At 36.4% G+C, this 22,473-nt stretch carries 8 protein-coding genes; all 8 read right to left on the bottom strand.

From position 1 onward, the window contains the following. Positions 1-85 precede the first annotated feature (85 nt). On the bottom strand, positions 86-1,000 hold the full coding sequence (locus tag LGAS_RS00250) for a prolyl aminopeptidase (RefSeq protein ID WP_003648100.1): 915 nt from the start codon (positions 998-1,000) through the stop codon (positions 86-88). Positions 1,001-1,043: 43 nt separating this feature from the next. Beyond that, the gene (gene ubiE, locus LGAS_RS00245; RefSeq protein WP_003655493.1) at positions 1,044-1,757 is read right to left on the bottom strand and encodes a bifunctional demethylmenaquinone methyltransferase/2-methoxy-6-polyprenyl-1,4-benzoquinol methylase UbiE; all 714 of its coding nucleotides are present in this window, start codon (positions 1,755-1,757) and stop codon (positions 1,044-1,046) included. Between the two features lie 66 nt (positions 1,758-1,823). Further along, positions 1,824-3,188, bottom strand: coding sequence for a branched-chain amino acid transport system II carrier protein (gene brnQ / locus LGAS_RS00240; RefSeq protein ID WP_003648101.1), 1,365 nt, complete (start codon positions 3,186-3,188; stop codon positions 1,824-1,826). Positions 3,189-3,278: 90 nt separating this feature from the next. Further along, positions 3,279-5,129, bottom strand: coding sequence for a flavocytochrome c (locus LGAS_RS00235; protein ID WP_003648102.1), 1,851 nt, complete (start codon positions 5,127-5,129; stop codon positions 3,279-3,281). Positions 5,130-5,258: 129 nt separating this feature from the next. Further along, positions 5,259-6,185, bottom strand: coding sequence for a LysR family transcriptional regulator (locus LGAS_RS00230; RefSeq protein ID WP_011678724.1), 927 nt, complete (start codon positions 6,183-6,185; stop codon positions 5,259-5,261). Positions 6,186-6,368: 183 nt separating this feature from the next. Next, the gene (locus LGAS_RS00225) at positions 6,369-7,802 is read right to left on the bottom strand and encodes an APC family permease (RefSeq protein WP_003650157.1); all 1,434 of its coding nucleotides are present in this window, start codon (positions 7,800-7,802) and stop codon (positions 6,369-6,371) included. 119 nt (positions 7,803-7,921) lie between these two features. Continuing rightward, a complete protein-coding gene (locus LGAS_RS00220) occupies positions 7,922-10,879 on the bottom strand; it encodes a mucin-binding protein (protein ID WP_003650159.1) in 2,958 nt (985 codons plus the stop codon). A 168-nt stretch (positions 10,880-11,047) separates the two neighbouring features. Continuing rightward, a complete protein-coding gene (locus LGAS_RS00215; RefSeq protein WP_021314949.1) occupies positions 11,048-22,090 on the bottom strand; it encodes a mucin-binding protein in 11,043 nt (3,680 codons plus the stop codon). Positions 22,091-22,473: the final 383 nt, after the last annotated feature.

Raw genomic sequence — 22,473 nt, 5'->3', positions numbered from 1 at the left:
AATATATGTCATGAAAGCGATTTATATGCTTAAAAAGTCCATGCTAGAGCTTCAATATAGAAACTATCGCATGGACTTTTTATCTTTATTCACCCTTAAAATTGCCATTTTCAACTTCACGAATGAAGTCAGCTAAGTGCTTATAATAAACGTCAGGATTATCAACCATATGATGGTGTCCACCATTAGGAGTAGTAACAAGACGGGAATTTGGAATTTCTTTTTGCATAATTTTAGCAGTAGAAATTGGCATTGTTTCATTTTCACCAAAAGTAATTAATGTTGGTACCTTAATATTCTTAAGTTGATCTCTAAAATGCCAGTCTTTAAGCTTACCAGTAATAACAAATTCATTATCACCTTGGAAGACATTATAAACTGCACTGCCACCTAAGTTTTTTAAATGGTAAAGCTTTGATGGTTGCTTTCTATCCACAAAATTAATATTTAAAATTTGCACATCATCTTGATAGCGTTGATTATCGTAATCATTATTCTTTTCACATTCGTGCATAAAGTCAATTTCAGTTTGTGGAAGAACCTCTTGTCTTCTTCTGTTAACTGAGTCAACATATTCATCAATTTCATCAACCATTGACGAAATAATTGCACCCTTTAAGTGCTTACCATATTTAACAGCGTATTCTTGAACTAAAAGACCGCCCCAGCTTTGGCCAATTAAGTAAAAATTATCTAGACCAAGTTTTTCACGAACTTCATCAACTTCATCTAAGAAATATTCATAAGTTAAATATTTTTTAGCGATTTCTGGATCAGAATAATCTGGTTGATCTGAATATAATGAACCTAACTGATCATACATTGTAACTTGTACATTTAATCCTTGTTTCTTCAGTTGCTCTGCAGCATCTTCCCAATACTCGTGATTACCACCAGGTCCGCCATGAAGCGCTAATAAGTGAATATCGCCTTCACCTTGAGTATTAGTCCACAAGTGATAACCGTTGTCTAAAGTAATAATTTTAGTACCAGTTTTCATAAAATTCTCCTTTTTTTAGTTTTTATTTTATATTTTAGCTCATTTACTTCTTAATTCCGACATGAATTGCACCCGCACCTAGATTTAATTTATTTACCTGCACATTTTTAAATCCATTTTTTACAAGCATTTCTTTTAAATGCTGCGCAGAAACAAATTCAGCGGTTGTATGAGACAAATATTGATAATCAGATACATTGGCTCCTAGTAATTTCGCAAAGCTAGGAAACAGCCTAAAATAGCTCTTCCACCCTAGCTTAATAAGCGGATTAGTTGGCTGCGATGTTTCTAATACTCCAACTTTACCAGTTGGCTTTAATACTCGATAAATTTCTTTCAAGACCTGATTTGCGTCAGGAACGTTCCGTAAGCCAAAACCAATCGTTACAATATCAAAACTCTGATCTGGGTAAGGCAAATGCATTGCATCCCCTTGCTTTAACTGAATTTCTTTTTGTAAATTTTGCTGACGTATTTTCTGCTCAGCTAAATCAAGCATTTCTTGGTTAAAATCAAGACCAATTACATTTCCTGACGGACCAACTTGTTTTGCCAAAGCAATCGTAATATCGCCTGTACCGCAACATAAATCTAGGGCAAAATCACCCGGTGCTACTTTTAATTCTTTTAAAAATCTCTTGCGCCAGCTTTTTTGTGTACCTAAGCTAATTAAATTATTCATCTGATCATAATGCGGCGCTACCCGAGTAAATAAATCATGCACATCTTTTTCGGGCACTTTATTGGTTAAACTCATTTTTTATCACCTAATTTCATTATCCCAACAAAAAAGCCATGATTCAAATGAACCATAGCCGAACTACTATATTTTATTAGCTTTACGACGCCCAAAATGAATCAAGACACTGATAACTAATCCTAAAATTGTTGGTACAACCCAAGATAAGCCAATATTAGCTAAAGGTAGATATTGCAAGCGAATCTGACTTACTACTTTATAAAACTGCGTTCCAGAAATTGGTGCAGGCAAGTTGGTAATTAGATCGAAAATCGCTGGAACTAGAGTTAAAAGCATCGTAATTTTGTATACTACCATGTCACCTTTAAATAGTGGTGAACATACAGATAAAATAATTAACACAATAGCCAAGGGATACAAAAACATTAAAACAGGAAGTGACCAGTGAATGATCTTTTCTAAACCTAAATTTGCTGTAGCTAAAGAACCTAAACAACCGATTGTTAGCCAACCTTTATAGCTAATCTTTGAATAGTGGGCACTGAAATCTAAGGCAAAAGCTGCTAAGACTCCAACTGCGGTAGTTAAACAGGCTAAAAAGATTAAAACAGCTAACAAAGCCTGTCCAAAAATACCAGCATAATACTTAACGAGCTCTGAAAATAAAATACCGCCGTCACTCGCTATTTTAAAATGCCCTAATGACATCGCACCAATAACAATTAATAAAGTATAGATTACACCAATTGCAATAACTGCAATTAACCCCGACTTAGCAGTCATTTTAGCAGTTTTCTTTTCGTCATTATTAACTAGCTCTTTAATTGCTGTTACTACAGTTACCCCAAAGGCTAAACCTGCCAAAGCATCCATAGTATTATAGCCCTCTAAAAAGCCCTTAACTATCGCGCCGTTCATATATTCTTTAGTAGGTGCAGCCATCTCAGGATTACCAAGTGGGCGAGCAAACGCAATTACAAAAACAACAAAAAGTAAAATTAAAAAGATCGGATTCAGAATTTTACCTAAAGAAGAAAGAATATCACTCTCGTTATAGGCAATCACATAAACTATGGCAAAAAAGATAATTGTAAAGACAATCAAACCGATTCCATGAAATTGCTTAGGCAAAAGAGGTGCAATCCCCACAGTATAAGATACAGTGGCATTTCTTGGTGCTGCAAATAAAGGACCAATTGCTAGCTGCATCAAAGTCATAAAAGAAAGAGCAAAGACCTTTCCTACTGGTAATCCAATTTGATAAACACCATTACTGCGAGTAATTGCAACTGCAAGAAGTGAAAGTAAGGGTAAGACTACTCCTGTAATTGAAAAACCAATTGCTGCTGGTCCCCAGTTTTTACCAGCAAGCTGGCCTAAATGAAGTGGGAAAATTAAGTTTCCTGCACCAAAAAACAGTGCAAAAATCATCGATGCTACAATTAAGTATCGCTTTGTAGTTAACTTTTTTTCCTGCGCTTCTCTCAATTCAAGTCCTCCAAAAAATTAGGTATTTTTAGTATTTTAGCAAAAAAACATTGCAAACACTAGTGTTTACAACGTTTTAATCTATCTATACTATTTTTCTAATTCATCAATAGCACTGTTTGCGGCAATTCTACCAAAAGTAAAGATATCAGCAAGAGAATTCCCTCCTAGACGGTTGCCAGCATGTATTCCGCCAGCTACTTCCCCAGCCGCATATAAACCAGAAATTTGTTTACCATCTTTATCTAAAACATGTGCACCAGTATCAATCTTTAAACCACCCATTGTATGATGAATAGCAGGCTTTCTTGGCGTAGCATAAAATGGTGCCACCTCGCATTTTAAGTTAAAGGCAGACTTTTCAAAATCAGGATCTTTTCCTGCATCGACATATGAATTATATTTCTTGATTGTATCGACTAAAGTATCAGGATCCATACCGATTTGTTCAGCTAACTCTTCTAAGCTATCTGCTCTAAATAAGGTACCTGCTTTAACTTGAGCATCAATTGATTCTTGCGTTGTGTTATAAGCAGTATCTTTGATCTTGTCATCAGCGATTAAGTAGAATAAACCACCATTATCAATCGCTGCCTTAGTTAAAACGTCACGTTCCGCAAACTCATTTACGAAACGCTTTCCCTTTTGATTGACCATAATATAGTTTTCCGGAGGAGTTTGAAGACCAGTAAATAGTTCACCAGTCTTAGGATCAGAAACAGGCATCATTTGAATAAAGCCCATTCCAACTAAATCTGCACCTGCTTCTTTACCAAGACCAATCCCGTCACCAGTAATAGCTGGAGAATTAGTAGTCGCAATATTATCATCAATATGTTTCCAATAAGTATTATATTTTTGAACCATTGGCGTATTTGCGCCAAATCCTCCAGCAGTTAAAATTACTGCTTTGGCGTGAATAGTAATTTTACTGCCATCAGGCTTTTTGGCAATTACACCACAAACTTTTCCGTTTTCAATAATTAAATGCTTAGCACGAGTATCAGTTAAAATTGTGCCACCATGTTCTTTTACCCAATCACCTAAAACATGAATAAAGGCATAGCCCATTGGCTCAACCGGCTTGTGTCCTCTTCTCCACAAGGCACCAACTGGCATTGTTACTTGGCTGCGATCAAAAACTACTCCTAAATCTGCCAACCAGTGAACTGAATCTAAAGCATTATCAACTAATTCTTTAACTAAGGTATAATTACCATGAATTTCATTACCCTTTAAATCTGTACGTTTACCACCTAAATAAGTTTGAATTTCATGAAGTAATTTTGAGTCGAATAAGTAATTAGCTCCAGAAGCAACATATTCTTTAATTTGTTTTTGTAACTCCTTAAAATCTGTTCGATATTCTGGATCAATTTTTTCAATTGGAGTTGCTGCCAGTTCTTCAAGAGTTTCCTTTTCACCAGCTAAAGCTTTAAATTGTTTTTGCCAATCAGGTTCAGCCGCATTCATTGGGCCACCAGCACGACTGGTATTACCACCAATTTGTGGGAATTTTTCAAGCACAATAACCTTTTTATTATGTTGAATGCTTCTTGCTGCTGCAGCTAGACCTGCACCACCAGCACCAACAATTACAACGTCAGTAGTATATGTTTCGTCTTTTTCTCTTTGTTCTGCAGGCTTGGCACGTTTTTTCCACTCATCAGGGTCTCCACCAGCTTTACTAATTGCACTGGCTACTCCATCAATCACACCATGACTAGAAATAGTGGCACCACTAACGGTATCAACATTTAAAGTTTGATTTTTAACAATTTCTTCTGGCAAGCGTCTAAAGACTTCATCTGCCACACCCTTAGTTTCGCCCTTAGCATCTACCTTAATATCTTCAATTTCATCTTCAGAGAGGGTTACTTCCATAGGCATGAAACTTGCGCCATGGCCCTTAGCTCTAACTTCATACTTTCCTGATTTCATAATTCTATTGCCCCTTCTTAAACCTTTTTCACACCTAAATTATAGGTGATTAAAACTCACTGCTTAAATATCTTTTTTGTAACTTGCTAATAACAAATTTGTTATAGCTAATTTATCTAAAAAAGAATCTTATCTAATCATTGCTTGTAAGTTTTTAGTTTTAAATTCTCTAATTAGATTTTTTAGGGCTTTTGATTTGTTTTTTCCCCGCCTAGATGCAATAAAGAAAACGACATTAATCAGATCATGGCTAATAGGGAACAAATTAATCGGCGTCTCACCAATTCGTTTAATGATACTAGCCGTAGAAATTGTTAGCCCCATTCCATGAATTGCTAAACTAGTAGCCGTAATAATACTTTTAGATTCTAAAACCACCTTGGGCTCCAAGTGAAATCTTTGAAACACACCATTTACTTGATGGCGAATTGCGGAACCTGGAACACTTAAAACGAATGGCTCTTGTAGTAACTCTTTTAGATCTAATTCATTTGGATCAAGAATAAACTTTCCAGCTTGATAATAAGGAGAAGCTGGTGAAATTACAATATAATACTTTTCTCCGCCATTACTAACAATATCTAAGCTTGAATCAATTGCTTCAGGAGTTTGTCCAATGTAGCAGTCAATATTTCCACTCAGCAAATTTTTTTCATTTTCCCTAGGAAAATTTTCAAAAAGCTGAATCTCTACTTGCGGATTTTGTTTCAAAAAATCTGGCAATATTTCTGGTAGTAAATACGTTCCTAAGCTTTCTAAAATACCAATTTTGATAATTTCTTTATTAGGATGTGTATATTTAGCAATTTTTTTATTCAATTGCTGTTTATCATAGGAGACATTTTCTAAATATTGATAATAAAGTAACCCTGCTTGCGTTAATGAATATGGCTTTTTATCTCGATTAATAATCGGAGTACCCAAATGGCTTTCAATTCTTTTTATTAATTGAGTTAAATATGGTTGCGAAATATATAATTTTTTAGCAGCTTTGACAAAGCTATCTTCTTTAATTAAAACGTCAATAAAATGCTGTATTTCTTCAGGATTATTCATTTTCTTTTATTCCTTAAGTCATTATTTTAATAAAACAAAAGAGCTATGGATACCTCAAATTTACCATAGCTCTTTTGCTTTACACTTCTTACTTGAATACATCTTAAATGTAATCTTATTAATAACTTTTTACAAGCAAAAAGTTTACTTTATTAATGTTTTTTAAACTTTCATTTATTCTACTTAAAAGCGATGATGATAATGATAAATCACCAATGGTAGAATTGTAACAATTGCGCAAAGTCCAATCATCGTCCAAATATAAACTTCTCTTAAGTATGCTGGCGTGCCTTGAGCAGGAATAAATGAAATAAAGAAAGCAACTACAGTTATTACCAGGGCAATAATTGCAATCGTAATGCCTAACGCATTGTTTTTAGTCATATAATAGCTACGTTTTAAATTTCGATGCCTTATTTTCAAAATAATATAAGAAATTAACATCAAAATATAAACCATTAAGTATTGCGCAGTAGTCGCTGCTAAAGAAACATTAAAGGCAAAATCCGAGTTTTTTCCACTAGTAAAAGTAATTAAAACAGCTGATGCCGTTACAATCAAAGTCTGTAAAACAATTAATCGCATTGGAACATCACGATTAGTAGATTTTGCAAAAAACTTAGGCATGTAACCTTCTTTAGCTGCTTCAAACATTCCCTGACTAGGACCAGCAAGCCAATTACCTAATTCCCCAATAATACCAGCTGCTAATAATACACCGATAAATTTCTTAATCAAGTCACCAGGTAAACCAATTGAGTCTAAAATTTTTCCGAAAGTATAGACAAAACCAGTTGAATTTTGGATTTGATCTTTAGGAACTGACATTCCAATTGCTGTACTACCTAATAAATCAAAAGAAATAGCCGTAATTGCTAAAGCAAGCATCACAGTAGAATACTTCTTAGGGTTTTCTAAATATTTAGCGTGCGGTGCAGATGCTTCCCCACCACAAAAGGCAAGCACAAATGGCACAAAAGCTACTAAAGTAGTCCCAGTTAAATGATGCGGAATAATATTATCCCAGTTTAAATGCATATATAAGGGACGCCCTTGACTTAAATAAATAAAGAACGTAACGATCAGTAAAATAACTGGTAACGCAATTCCTAAGGCAAATAACCATTCTGCAATATGACCAATCTTTTTAACTCCAACCATTTCAACGATGGTAATTGACCAGATAATTACCATCATCAACAAAAATCTAATACTTGGTGTCGTATTAAACCAGGGGGTATTAAAGGTAATCGACAATGCACCAATAATAACGTACATCATCGTGTTCATCCCAACTGTAATGTGAATCCACTGATAAAACATTGCTGTCCAACCAGCGCGGTCTCCCAGCGATCCTTTTACCCAGGTGAAAATTCCACCCTTATCCCAGCCGTCAATAGAAGCCATTTCTCCTGCCATCTGCGTAATTGGTACAAACCATATTAGCCCAGCTAATAGTAAATAAAAAACTGCAGTTGGTCCAGTTTTTCCAAAAGGAGCTAGTTCATTAACTGAAATAACCATTGATGAAGTCATCGCAAATAACTTCAATGCTGTTAGTCGGTTATACTTTTCATCCTCTTCTAATTTAGTCAGCGATTCGCTTTTGTCAGACACAATATTTCCTCCGAAAAAGTTTTTTCGGAAATTAATTATACACTTCTTCATAAAAAATTGGTCTAAAATTTTTACAATAAAAAACTAGATTTGACTAAACAAATCTAGTTTTCTATCTTTTATTTCATCCACGGAAATATATACTTCAAAACTTTATGATTTTTCTTCTTTTTTTCATCAGAATTAGCTGCTTTTGATTTTTCTTTTACTTTTTTAGAAGTTTTTTCAGCCTGCTTTTCTTCCTTAGGTTTTAACTGCTTTACTTTTTTGACAGCAACTGTAAAGGTAGCAACCTTTCTTTGATCTTCTTCAAAGTACTTACTTGCACCTTTTGGATCAAAACCATTGTAGACAACTTCATAACCTTTCTTTTTAAGCTCTTCAACTTGCTTACTCGTGTTATACAAGTCAGTAATTTTATCACCAACATTTCCGCTTAAAACACCAGAAGATGCAATTTGAGTTGCATTGTTACTCAAATCAACGAATGTAACAACCGCTTTTCTCCTCTTGCCATTAACTGGAAGAGATACAACATTCGAAGTTGCAGTTTTTCCATCAATTGATTGGATCTCAGTTTTCAAGTTTTTAGCTGAACTTAGTTCTTTAATTTCAGCAAAAGTATAATAAGTAACTTTAGTATCACGACTTGGATCTTTGACAACAATCGAAGAGTCTTGCGCCATATAGTTCAATAGCCGTGGCACAGGCTGCTCCATCAGAACCTTTGTCGCATCTGTTGGATCAGTGATATAAACTGGACAATCTGCATGTTCAATTTTTTCACCTTTAGAGTTTACTGGTACAATTTGACCGTTTCTCTGGTATTTTACCTCTACATCAATATCTTCCTTATTAACCCCATGGGCTTTAACTTGATACTGATCTGCATGATAGCCATCAACGACTGGCGTTACAGCTGCGCTATATTCTTTTTTATCAACGCTCCAATCAGTAGTGTATTTGCCGTCTTCAATCACTTTTCCGTTATTATCATTTACTGTCAAAGACCTACGCCAGCGTGCACCCTGAATTCGATCAGCTGGAGTTTTTTCGTCAGCACCTACATAATGAATAGTCTCTTTAACAGGAATACTATAGTTGTGCGGCTTAACTGTTCGATACGGGTGTTCACTATCCACTAAGACATAGTTTGGCTTTAAAATGTATGTAACTTTAATGTCTTTTAAGGGATCTTTAATTAAAACTGATTCTTCAGTTCGGCGGTAGCCCTTGATTTCAGGAATTTCTTCAGTTGCTAAAACTCTAGTTGGATCTGTTAAATCAGTAAGAAATGGAATTGGTTTAGCTTTAGCAATTTCTTTTCCACCTTCATCAACAGGAATAATTGCACCATTCTTTTGGTACTTAACCGTCGCAAAAAGATCGCTTTGCGTTACATCATGCTTAGCAACAACTCCGATATCAGCAGTAAATCCAGAAATTACTGGTGTATCTACAGCTTCGAAGTATTCTTTATCTGGCTTCCAATCAGTAGTATATTTTCCGTCTTCCAGAATTTCTTTTGTTACTTCATCATAAGTGATGCTTCTATTCCACTGAACAGTTTGAATAGAATCCTTAGGATTTTTATCTCCCGCTCCTTCATAGCGAACTATTGCTGTAACAGTACGACGATATGAACCAGGGTTAATGTCAAAATGAGAGTTATCTTTGTTAATAGTCACATATTTATGTTTCAAAAGATATTTAGCTTCAAAATCTTTTGCTGGATCAATTTCAGTAAGATCAACCTTTTCCGGCTCATACTTTTCATCCTTTAAACTATTCTCTGGCAAGGATACTAAAGTTGGGTCATCTTTATCTGACGCAAAACGTAATTTAGGTAAACTATCGATTTTTTGTCCATTTTCATCAACTGGAATCACGTAGCCATTTTTTACATACCTAATCTTTTCAGTTATATTAGCCAGTCTTGCCTTTTCTTCGGGCACTTCTTTAATACGAGTATGATATCCACTAACTACCGGCACAGAAATTGCTGAATATGATTCTCGCTCTGGCTTCCAATCAGTAGTATATTTTCCGTCTGCGATAACTCTTTTTGTAGCTGCATCCACAGTAAGATTTCGATTCCAATTTACCAACTGAACTACTTCTTCTGGCGTTTCATCCTCAGCACCAGCATAAGAAACAACGCGTTTGCTTGTCTTATGATATTCTGCTTCATCAATCCCATCCAGTGGATTTTCTGCATTTACCAAGACTTGCTTATGTTTTAAGGTAACGATAAAAGTTTGGACATATTCATCACTAGTATCGAAGAATTGGACATCGCCGTTAGCGTCAAAGCCATTACTTACAACTTCATATCCCTTTTCACCTAACTTTTTAAGCTGATCGATAGTACTATAGTTAATTTTAGTATTTGGTTTTCCCGTTAAAAGTTCAGATTCCACAATCTCTTCATTATTACTATCAATGTCAAGATACTTAACTTCAGCCTTTTGTTCTTTATTAGAAATATGTTCATTAACTTTATAAGTAATAGTATATTCCCGGTTAGGAGCATCAGCAGTAACTGCCTTACCTCCGACTAATACTTGATCAGGAATATAGCCTAAAATGCTCGGGGCAGCAACTACGGGGAAAGACTGTTCAACTTTTTCCCAGCCTTTACTACCAATTTTTTTCCCAGTTACTTGATCATAAACCAGGATTTGATTAAAAGTAATTGTTGATACTTCATTTCGCGGAGTTCGACTTCCTGCACCAACATAATGAACAGTTTGTGTTCCCTTTACTTGCAAATCTTCAAGTTTGCAGCCATATTTTAGATTATCAGCAGTGACGCGTTCTCTACCATGCTTAAAAGTAACCATGTAACTGTCTTGGTCTCCACTAAATACTGGCGCTTTCCCTTTATTATCAAAAGGATTATTAACTAATACATATCCTTGTTTTGCTAATTTTTTTATTTCATCTGCCGTACTATAATTAATTACTTCGCCGATATTCCCGGTCAAACTTCCAGAATTTGAAAGCTCGGCTAAGTTATTATCTAAATCAGTATACTTGATAACCACGGATGCGGCTTTTTCACTTAAATTATCCATACACTAGCTGCCCCCTCTTAAAGCGAATTATTCTCTATCATTGTATGTCTTTTCCTAACTTATATACGCATTTATTTACAAATATAATGTATTAAAAAAGAGCGCTGAGAATCAAGTCTCAACGCCCTTTTTATTAGCTAATTTGAAAAAGATATTTAATTTTAAAAATTATTTATCATCTTTCTTGCGTCTCTTTGCTCCAATTAAGCTAGTCATACCGATTGCTGTTGCAACAGCTCCTAAAATTGAGGCTGCTTCATTATTATCTGCACCAGTTTGAGGTAGAACTTCTTTCTTATTATTAGTCTTCTTCTCTACAGGCTTTTGTGGAGTTGGAACACTAACATTTTGCTTAACTGGTTGTTCAGGTCTAGATACCTTTTCTGCTGGAGCTTCTGGCTCTTTAGCTGGGGTTTCTGGAGCAGGAACAACTGGATATGGCGTCTTAGCTTTTTCTTTTAGTTTCAAAGCAACAGTAAATTGTTGTGTTGTATTGTCATCATCGTCAAAGTACTTAGTTACGCCATCGCCATCAAATGCATTGTAAACAACTTCGTAACCAGCCTCTTCTAACTGCTTAATTACTTCAGCAGATGAGTACAACTTATTGATGTCTTCACCTGGACGACCACTTAGAATACCAGAAGTCTTGATAAGCTTACCAGTATTAACATCGATAAAGTTAACTACAGCTTTTTGTGAATTTGGAGTTGCTGGAACTTCATTATTCTTGTAAACCACTGGAGTGTCCTTAGTTGGATCAACTGGAGTCACTGAAGTCTTATCTGGAGTTTTACCAGTAATAGCTGGTACTGGTTCATTTGGTACTACCTTAGTTGGATCGGTTGGATCGTTAGTGTAGCTTGGGGTTGGTACATTTGGAATTGGGTTGCCATTTGGATCAACTGGCACGATCTTACCAACCTTATGGTAGACAACAGTTACTTCTGCAAGAGGAGTATCTGGGGTTACTGTCTTTCCACCAGCGGACTTAACTTCAGCAACATATCCTGGAATGACTGGAACATCAACCAAAGTAAATGTGTGGCTTGATTCATCCGGTACACCATTGGTGATCTTAAACTCATGAGTTTGAGTATTTGGATCTCTAAGTGGAGTGTTACCGTTGTCACCATCTACAAAGTGAACAATTTGTTTACCTTCAACTGTTGTTACTTTATCAGGATTCTTAACTGGATTATATGGTACTGGAGTATCCTTACCTGGATCTTCTGGCGTTACTGTTGGTGTACTTGGCGTCATACCTGGTACTTCTGGAACTGGTTGATCCGGTACTACCTTAGTTGGGTCTGTTGGATCTGTTGGGTAAGTTGGGTTTGGTACGTTTGGAATTGGGTTGCCACTTGGATCAACTGGAACGATCTTACCATTTTGTTTGTAAGTTACTGTTACAGTCTTATTCAAGTCATCTGGCGTTACTACAGAACCACCAGCGTTACGCTTATCTGCGTGGTAACCATCAATTACTGGAGTATTCTTGTAGCCAAATGTGTGGCTAGTTACGTTCCATGAACCACCATCAACGACTTTTCCAGTTACCTTATCAACTACCATCTTTCTAGTGAAGTCAAATGTTTGTACATCGTCACTAGGTGTCTTGTCGCCTGCACCAACATAGTGAATAGTCTGAGTTCCTGTTCTCTTTACACTATTCTCATCAGTGCCTTCTGGCCACTTAGGACCGTCTGGATCATTAGAATTGATTGGTTCACCTGGCTTACCTGGGTTTTCAGGAGTTACTGGCACCGTACCGTGCTTCAATACAACAGTGAAGACTTGAGTCGTGCTGTCATCATTATCAAATGTAGCATCTGCTGGGAAGCCATCATTTACGAGTACGTAACCCTTATTTTCAAGATCTGCAATGGTTGTCTTAGTACTGTAATCAATTCTTGAACCAGCTTTACCAGTTAAGTTGCCAGAACTAGTGATGATTGTATTGTTATTATCTGCATCCACATAGTTAACAACTGCTGCTTGATCCTTAGCTGGAACTACTGGGTTATATGGTACTGGAGTATCCTTACCTGGATCTTCTGGCGTTACTGTTGGTGTACTTGGCGTCATACCTGGAATATTAGGTACTGGTTCGTCTGGCACTACCTTAGTTGGATCGGTTGGATCAGTTGGGTAAGTTGGGTTTGGTACGTTTGGAATTGGGTTGCTACTTGGATCAGTTGGAATGATCTTGCCGTTTGGTTTATAAGTTACTGTTACTTCAATATCATCTTGAGTCACAGCAGTAGCAGGAACTTCTCTCTTATCTGCGTGATAACCATCAATTACTGGAGTACTTACTTGATCGTAAACAGTCTTTTCACCCTTAGCGATTGACCAATCAGTAGTGTATTGACCATTTTCAACAACTTTACCAGTTACTGTGTCAATAGTTAAAGTTCTAGTCCACTTAGAGTTTTGAACATTATCAGCTGGAGTTTTATCGCCCGCACCTACATAATGAACTTTTTCCGTAACAGTCTTTTCGTATTGACTTGGATCAATACCTTCATGTGGATTATCTGGATTAACTGGAGCTTGACCATGAATGAAGTCTACGTAGAATACTTGATTCTTACTATCGTCATTATCAAATACAGCACCTGCTGGGAAGCCATCATTCTTAAGAACATAACCTTGGTTAATTAATTTCTTAATTTGATCAGCAGTTGAGTAGCTGATTTCTGAACCGCTCTTACCAGTCAAGTCACCTGAAGTTGCTAATTGCTTATTAGCTCCATCTTGTACATCACGATAGATAACTTGCGCAACTTGATTCTTAGCTGGAACTACTGGGTTATATGGTACTGGAGTATCCTTACCTGGATCCTCTGGCGTTACTGTTGGTGTACTTGGCGTCATACCTGGAATATCAGGTACTGGTTCGTCTGGTACTACCTTAGTTGGGTCTGTTGGATCGGTTGGGTAAGTTGGAGTAGGTACGTTCGGAATTGGGTTGCCACTTGGATCAGTTGGAATGATCTTGCCGTTTGGCTTGTAAGTTACTACTACCTTCTTGTTCAAGTCATTTGGTGTTACTACAGAACCACCAGCATTACGCTTATCTGCGTGGTAACCATCGATTACTGGAGTATCCTTATAACCAAATGTGTGGCTAGTTACATTCCATTCACCTGAGTCAATGATCTTACCAGTTACCTTGTCAACCAGCATCTTCTTAGTGAAGTCGAATGTTTGTACATCGTCACTAGGTGTCTTGTCACCTGCACCTTCGTAATGAATAGTTTGAGTTCCTGTTCTCTTCACACTATTCTCATCAGTGCCTTCTGGCCATTTTGGACCGTCTGGATCGTTAGGATTGATTGGTTCACCTGGTTTTCCTGGATTTTCTGGTGTTACTGGAACAGTATCGTGCTCTACAAGAATTGTAATTGTCTTGGCACCTTTAGCTACTTCAGATGGAACATTTTCACCACCATCAACTAATTTGTAGCCCTTGTTAATAAGTTCAGTAATTACAGCATTCTTATCATAAGTAAAGCTAGTACCAACTTCTTGTTCACCGCTTTCCTTACCGTATTGAGGTAAGTCAACATTATCAGTTAAATCATGAACTTTTACAGTAATTGAACCCTTTTCAACTACTGGAGCAGGCTTATTAGCTAAAGTAATTACAACTGAACTATTGTTACTGTTTTGAGTTACAGTTTCACCCGCAACAACACCAGTAGTCTGATCTACATTTGCAGTAGTATTGTTTTCTTTAATACCAACAATTTGGTACTTAGAAGTATCAATTGACTTAGTTGCATCAAAGTTTGCACTTTCTGGGGTCCAGTTAATTTGACCTTTACCAGTGATCTTGCCGTTATTATCAACAGTTACATATTCCCCAGTTACTAAGTCAAGGTAACCATTACCTGTAAACTTAACTTCTTGATGTACTGGAGCTTCTGCTTGGCTACCATCTGCGTAAACATAAGTTACATCACGCGTTACAGTCTTAGCTAACTCTTGTGGTACATAGTTATCTGGATACTTGTGTGGATCATCTGGATTAGTTGGATTTACTGGTTCACCTGGTTTTCCTGGATTTTCTGGTGTTACTGGAGTAGTAGCGTGTACTAAGTGTACTTCAAACGCATTCTTACCATCAGTAAATACTTCTTCGCCATCCTTGAAGTTATTAGATACTAAATTGTATCCCTTAGCTTCCCAGTTCTTGATGCTACCAGCAGTAGTGTAATTAATCTTTTGACCAACATTACCTGAGAAGTTTGCACTTTCAATAGTTTGACCAGTAGTATCGTCGATATAGTTAATTGATCCTTGGGCAGCTACTGGAACATCTGGGTTCCTAGTCAAAGTAATTACAATATTACCATTTTGACTATTTGGAGTTACTGTTTCAGTACCTACAGCACCTGTTTGACCATCAACACTAGCTGTTGAATTACTTTGGTTAATGCTTGAAATGTAGTAACCATCGTGATCAATTGCTGGAACTGCTTCAAATTCTTGACTCTCATGGTTCCAAGTGATCTTGCCGTTTTGGCTAGTAATGTTACCATCTTCATCAACAGTTACCAAGTTACCAGTTACTAAGTCAATAGTACCTTTACCAGTAAATGTTAATTCTTGCTTAACTGGTTCATGTGCTTGTGTACCATCTGCATACTTATATTCAATTGTACGAGTAATCGTCTTTTGAAGATCTTCTTTACTCAAGTTTGGATTACTTGGAGTTGGTGTATCTGGATGATCTGGATCTACTGGCTCGTTTGGATCTGCTGGGTTTTCTGGAGTTACTGGACGAGTTCCGTGTTTGAAGACAACTTTGTAAACTTGACCATTGTTTTCAGTAGTAAATTCATCTCCTGCTTGACCAGTAAAGCCGTCAGTTACAAGAATGTAGCCTTTGTTTTCAAAGTCAGTAATTGAGCTTGCAGTACTGTAGTCGATCTTGTCGCCAATATTACCATCTACTGCATCAGACTTAATTACGCTATTGTTATTATCTTGATCAATATATTGAACAGTCAAACCAGCCTTTACTGGATCCTTAGTATAAGGAACTGGAGTATCCTTAGTTGGATCTTCTGGTGTTATAGGAGTTGGATCAACAGGAGTGTAACCAGGAACGTCTGGAACTGGTTCGTTTGGAATTACCTTAGTTGGATCTGTTGGATCATTTGGATAACTTGGAGTTGGTGCATCTGGAATTGGAGTCTTACCATCTGGACCTACTGGTACAAGCTTACCAACTTTATCGTAAACAACAGTATCTTCTAAGTTTTGTTGTACCTTAGTTTGACCTGCAACAACAGTAGTTACAGTTGCACCGTTGTTTGTAGTCTTTCTAGCAACGTAACCCTCAACTACTGGAACAGTAAAGTTGCTATATTTATCATTTGCATCTTGTAAAGTCCAGTTAGTGTCGTATTTACCACCATTTACAATTTGGTTAGTTACAGTATCAACAGTAACTGTACGAGTCCAAGTTGAAGTTTGTTGTTGATCAGGACTTAAAGTCTTGCCTTCGCTATCTTGGTAGTGAAGTGTTGAAGTGTATGCCTTCTTAACTTGATCTGGATCAACGCCGTGCTTATCAGGTGTATCTGGACCTACTGGAATTTGGTTGTGAGCTAAGTGAACCACAATAGTAGCACCGCCAGCTGGGATAGTAGTTGGAAGAGTGCCATCAGTAGTTACGTAGTAGTAACCTTTAGCTTCATATTCTTGAACCACTTTGTTAATGTCAGCTTGAGTGTATCCAGTATCTGTACCAACTTCTTTATTACCTGAGTCAAATGATTCAGGTAGATCAAGATTAGTAGTGTCATCGTGGTAACGAACAATTACAGTAGCTTTATCTACTGGAGCATTGTCCTTAGTGTACACAACATTAGTTGGTTTTGTAGGATCTACTGGGGTTACTTTAGCCGTATTAGTTGTAGTATTTGGAGTTACACCTTCTGGTTGGTTAGGTGAAATTGTCCAGCCACTTGGTACCTTTGGACTTTCTTCGTCTGGAGTTACCTTAGTTGGATCACTTGGATCGTTCTTGTAATCTACTGGAGTAGTTCCTGGAATTTGATTACCGTTTTCATCAACTGGGATAATGTTGCTAATCTTTCTGTAAGTTACAGTATCTTCAACATTCAAGTCAGTTGGAGTTGCAGTCTTGTTACCATAAGTTGCCTTATCTGCAACGTAGCCATTAATTACCTTAACGTTCTTTTGACCATCATCAAAAGTGTAACTTTCCTTGTTCCAAGTACCTGGATCAACGATTTGACCGGTTACAGTATCAATAATTGGAGTACGAGTAAACTTAAAGTCACCTGCATTACCATGTACATCATCAGCTGCTTTAGTACCATCTGCGTATTGGAAGTGAATAGTTTCAGTTGGTACAAGAGTTTCAGTAGTACCATTCTTACGTCCATGTTTAAAGGAAACAATGTAAGTCTTGCCATTGTTATCTTCATTAACTGTAGTTTGAGTAGTGTAACCATCTTGGTCAAGGACGTATCCTTTGCTTTCCCAAAGCTGAATTTGATCAGCAGTTGAGTATGTTACAGAATCACCAATTTTATCAGAAACAGTATCCTGATGAAGAATTGCATTATTGTTATCTTCATCAATGTAATGAATTTGGAATGACCCTTGTTGAGCATTCTTACTGTAAGTTACAGTTACGTTGATTGGTTCAGAATTATAAGCAACAGTTGTAGCTTGAACTACTGGAGTATCAACGCTATCGTATCCAACTTCACTAGGAGCCTTAGAAGTTACTGCAGGTAAATTAGCATCAGTTGACTTCCATGCAAAGTCACCAGCATCTGGGCTGATATCAACAGAACCATCGCCATTAATATCGTAGCCAAGCAATTTGTCATTTACCTTATCAACAATAGCAGTACGAGTGAAGTGAGCAGTTTGAGTGTAAGTACTCTTACCATCTGGAGCACCGTTAACTGCAGCACCAGTAGTATCTACATAGTTGATAGTTCTAGTAACATCTTTGTTTAAGTCATCGTGGGTTAGCCCATGACCTGGCTTGTCAGGAGTTACTGGAGTAGTGTCGTGATCGTAGAAGACATTAACTGTAACATCTTGTGGATCAGTTACACTTGGAGTATCGGCAGCAACAGTTGAAGCATCTTTACCATCTTCAAAGTGAGGAGTCTCCTTGTAACCCTTAGCAGTTTCATCTGGTGAAACTTGAGCTACCCAGCCATTTTTATCAATAGTCCAGTCATTGTTTAAAGTGTAACTATGACCATCTTCAGAAACAGTACCGTAACCAATTACGTTACCTTTTTCGTCCTTAATTTGTGTACGAGATAAAGTAGTTGTTTGTTCTACGGCATCTGAAACTGGTTGTTTAGTTTCATTATCAAGATAGTTGATTACACGAGTAACGGTCTTAGTTTCCTTAGTACCAGTATATGTCTTTTGGCTTAAAGTATATGGTACATAGACATCTTCATTAGTTGTCTTGCCAGTGATAGTTGAAACATCTGGAGCATTCTTTTCATCAACAGATTTTACACCAGTTGTCCAAGTATCATCACCCTTCTTGATGCTTGCATCTGGAGTAACTTGAGCAAACTTACCGTTGTTATCTGTAGTCCAAGTAATTGATGGTTGCTTCTTGTTGTCAGTGTCAACTACATAAGTAGTATTGCCTTGAGCATCTTTGCCATCAGCTTTAGCATTTACCATTTGACCAGTTACTACATCAACATATGCAGTACCAGTGTAGTTTACAGTTTGAACAGTTGATTCTTTTAATTCCGCACCGTTTTGATCATTTTCAACATAGTGAATAGTACGAGTTGCTGTCTTAGTAAGATCGTCTTTAGAAACTTTACTGTTTGATGGAACATTTGGAGTATCAGGAGTTACTGGAACTACTTTATGAGTTAAGTGGACTACAAAAGTCTTGCCGTCTTTACCAAACTTACCGAAATCAACATCACTAAATGTGTCACCAGATAAAACAGTTGCATTAGTATCATCAGGAGTACCATCGGTTACATTAATAAACTTGTATCCTTGATCTTCTAATGACTTTACAGTACTTGCTCCATCTTTAAAGTTAACATCATCATTTTCTTTACCAGTTGCTGTTTGATCGGCAACAGTAGAAATGTATGACTTAGTTGTATCGTCGTAGAACTTAAGAGTATTTGTTACTTCTTTTGCCTTCTTGTAAACAACTACAGTTTCGTAATTATCAGGTAAAATTGCACTAAGTCCGTTTTGTTTATAGTTATTTGATAACTCACCGTTTTGAACAAGTTCTTCTTTGTATTGTAATTTAGCAGTTACAGAGGTTCCATCTGCTCCTTCAGTGATTCCAGGAACATTTGAAGATTCAATAGAAGCAGTGTAGCCATCTTCAACTGGAGAAACAACAGTAGCATATGGATCAGTAACAGTATTACCTTGAGCATCAGTATAAACCCAACCAGAGTCTTCACTTACACCTTGTGCATTCTTAATATACTCTAAAGTTTGATCAGCATTATGTGTTAAGGCATATTTTTGAATTTCTTCAATCTTGTCATCAGTGATATCAAGAGTAAGTTTACGAGTTAAATTAAGGTTTTGAGTCTTAACAATTTGATTACCATTTTCATCAAGTACTGGAGTACCATCTTCGTAAACGTATTTAATGGTATTGGTATGGCTGCCAACCACTTCCATTTGAGTCTTGTGTGGGAACCAGATTTGTTGACTAGCACGTTGAGTAGAAATACCGTAATATGGTGCATCCTTACCAGTTAATGGAGTACCATCATAGTTGTGAACTTGGTTAGCTCTAATTCCACTTGTTAAGTCGTTACCTTTAATTGATACATCCGGGTTTGCCTGATTATCCCAAATATCTTTAGTTTGGAATCCGCTCATTGGAATATTAACGCCATTAACGTTTAACCAAATTTGCTTAGAACCATCAGACTTAATTTTTTGATAAACAACGTAATTAGTACCATCTACACTAAATACACCTTTACTACCACTCATATAAATTAAGTTAGCAGTATATTGGTTCGATGTTGTATTGATCATATCTCCACCAATTGGCATCCAACCAGTAGTTGGACCACCACTTGAGTAACGCTGTAAGTTAAGCATTAATGGATCATGGATATCAATTCTAGTGTTAGATGCACCTAATGGGAATGAAATTAATTCAGCATAGAAGTTAGTGTTGTCATCACGGATATCGACAATTGCACCAGTTTTAGAGGTAAATGCAGCATTGGTATTAGTATTTTGTGAGTCTAATGAAACAACATCATCATAATTATTGTTACCACGACCCTCAAGAATAACTCTAAATGTTGCAAATTTACCAACAGTAATGTTACCGCCTTCGTTTACACCAATATAGTTATAGCCACTAAAGCTACCTGAAGCACCAACAGTATTACCAAGTGCGTTAGTAGTAGTCTTTCCAACAGAATGGAAATAAGTTACAGCGTGATCATCAATATTAATATTACTATTAGCAGCTAAATCAAGGGCAACACCACGGCCTTTGTTTTCAAAGTGAACGTTTGCACTATCACCAACGTTAAAATTAGAGTTATTACCTAAAATAACACCATCACGTCCAGTGAAGTTCAAAGTTGAATACTGACCTAAATTAATTTGACCTGATCCATCGCCACGATCACGAGCGCTATAGCCACCAAAAACATCAGTATCAGTAACATAAGGTCTCATACCAGTCATGGCAATACCTTGACCGATACTCGTATTTAATGTAACAACTGACTTATAACCAGTAGTGAAGTTACCATTACCCACAGCGAAAATACCTGCATTGTGATAACGAGCAGTAGTATTTAAATCGTTGTTAGTATTCATATTAATAGTCAACTGACCGCCGTCAGCAACGTTAACTGTACCATTATTTGCTAAATGAATACCATCACCAATTGCTGAACGATTAATAGTCAAGTTAGCATCAGCTGCTACATTAACCTTAGAACCACTAAAGTTTGCATAATTCCAGCCTTTAACTGTCCAACCATTTTGATTACTGCTACCACTTGCCCAGCTTGTACCTTGTGTTCCAATCGTACCAGTACTTGTTTGATCTTTTAAAGCTGCATTAGCTGCATCAGCTGTTGCACCTTTAATAAGTGAGTTATTTTCATTGACATTAGAAGTAACATTACCCTTAATGTTAACAGTACCATTACCAGAAACAGCACCATTGATAGTAATATCTTGAAGAGTTAAGTTACCAGAATTATTAAGAGATTTTTGACCTAAGTTAAGGACAGCAGCGTCATTGATACCAACAATCGCAAAAGTATTGGTAATTGCTAAGTTAACGTTAGAAGCATCAATACTTCTATCAATGTTAATACCAGCTACTCCACTATTAATTGCTTGTTGAAGTTCACTTGAACTAGTTACAAGCTTGTAATTATTGTTCTTAGCTTGAGCATTAGTAGTAGCTGAACTTGCACGTGGAGTTGCAGCTAATGCTTTACTTTCACTCAATGCTGAAGCTGAAAATAATGCTGCAGTTGAAGACTGATTAGTATTGAAAGTCGTAGTGTTTACCGAAGTAGTTTGATCAGTACTAGTAGTTGATGCGGTCTTAACTGAGTTAGCAGTATCAGTTGTTGCTTTAGCAGTTGCAACTTTAGATTCTACCTTTTGTGCATCAGTAGTTTTATTTTCAGTTGACTTATTATCACTACTTTCCTGAGTTGTCGCAGTGTTAGTCTTATCTTCAGTACTCTTATCTGCTACTGCATCAACTTTATTATCTTCAGTTGCTTTAGTATTTTCTGAAGCCTTATTCTGAGTTGCATCAGTAGTTGATGAAGTCTTGTCTTCACTAGAGGCTTCTGCAAATGTACCTTCATTTTTAGACGCACTAAAAGAAGCTACCTTGCTATCTTGGCCCACCATAGTAGTATCGGTAGTTTTACTTGCCTTATTTTGATCTTCAGAAACAACTTGGTTATAAGCTTTTTGCTTATTTTGTTCATCATTTTTTGATGTTACATCAGTTGTACCTTTTTCAGTATCAGTTGTTGCATCAGCGCGTACAGTTTGAACATTTTGCATGCTCAATATTGCTGTACCAACCAATACAGAAGCTGCACCAACAGAAAACTTACGGATTGAAAAACGTTCTTGTTTATCATCCATTTTTCTTAAACGTTCTTGGTAGTTATTCTTAGATAACATCCCTGTTTCCCTCCATTTACTGTCATAATAAATCACATATTTTGGTCATACTATCTAAATGTTAGTGTTATTATAACATGTATTTTTTATTTCAAAAAATAGGGGGAACGGTTATTTAATTTAATATATTATCTATTATAATGCCTGTTTTTATAGGATTTAGCCTATTTTTATTCAAAAAAGTATGTTCATTTTATGAATAATATTCGAATTTTATGTGTTGTTTTTATATAATGAAGTAATATATAATATTCATTTGTTATTTTATCTTTTATAAAATATTTTTTTGCTAGCAGTTATATTCTTACAATGAAAAAGCACTATTTCTATATGTATACAGAAATAGTGCTTTTGTTTATATTTTTATATAACAAAAAATCTAT

Origin of the sequence: Lactobacillus gasseri ATCC 33323 = JCM 1131 (genome assembly GCF_000014425.1) — a bacterium.
Lineage (GTDB): Bacteria > Bacillota > Bacilli > Lactobacillales > Lactobacillaceae > Lactobacillus > Lactobacillus gasseri.
This window is presented reverse-complemented; position numbering and strand designations above follow the sequence as displayed.

Bases quoted from the DNA above. Each gene is read 5' to 3' on its own strand.
- LGAS_RS00250 (WP_003648100.1), bottom strand. From the start codon at position 1,000: ATGAAAACTGGTACTAAAATTATTACTTTAGACAACGGTTATCACTTG.
- ubiE (WP_003655493.1), bottom strand. From the start codon at position 1,757: ATGAGTTTAACCAATAAAGTGCCCGAAAAAGATGTGCATGATTTATTT.
- LGAS_RS00235 (WP_003648102.1), bottom strand. From the start codon at position 5,129: ATGAAATCAGGAAAGTATGAAGTTAGAGCTAAGGGCCATGGCGCAAGT.
- LGAS_RS00230 (WP_011678724.1), bottom strand. From the start codon at position 6,185: ATGAATAATCCTGAAGAAATACAGCATTTTATTGACGTTTTAATTAAA.
- LGAS_RS00220 (WP_003650159.1), bottom strand. From the start codon at position 10,879: ATGGATAATTTAAGTGAAAAAGCCGCATCCGTGGTTATCAAGTATACT.
- LGAS_RS00215 (WP_021314949.1), bottom strand. From the start codon at position 22,090: ATGTTATCTAAGAATAACTACCAAGAACGTTTAAGAAAAATGGATGAT.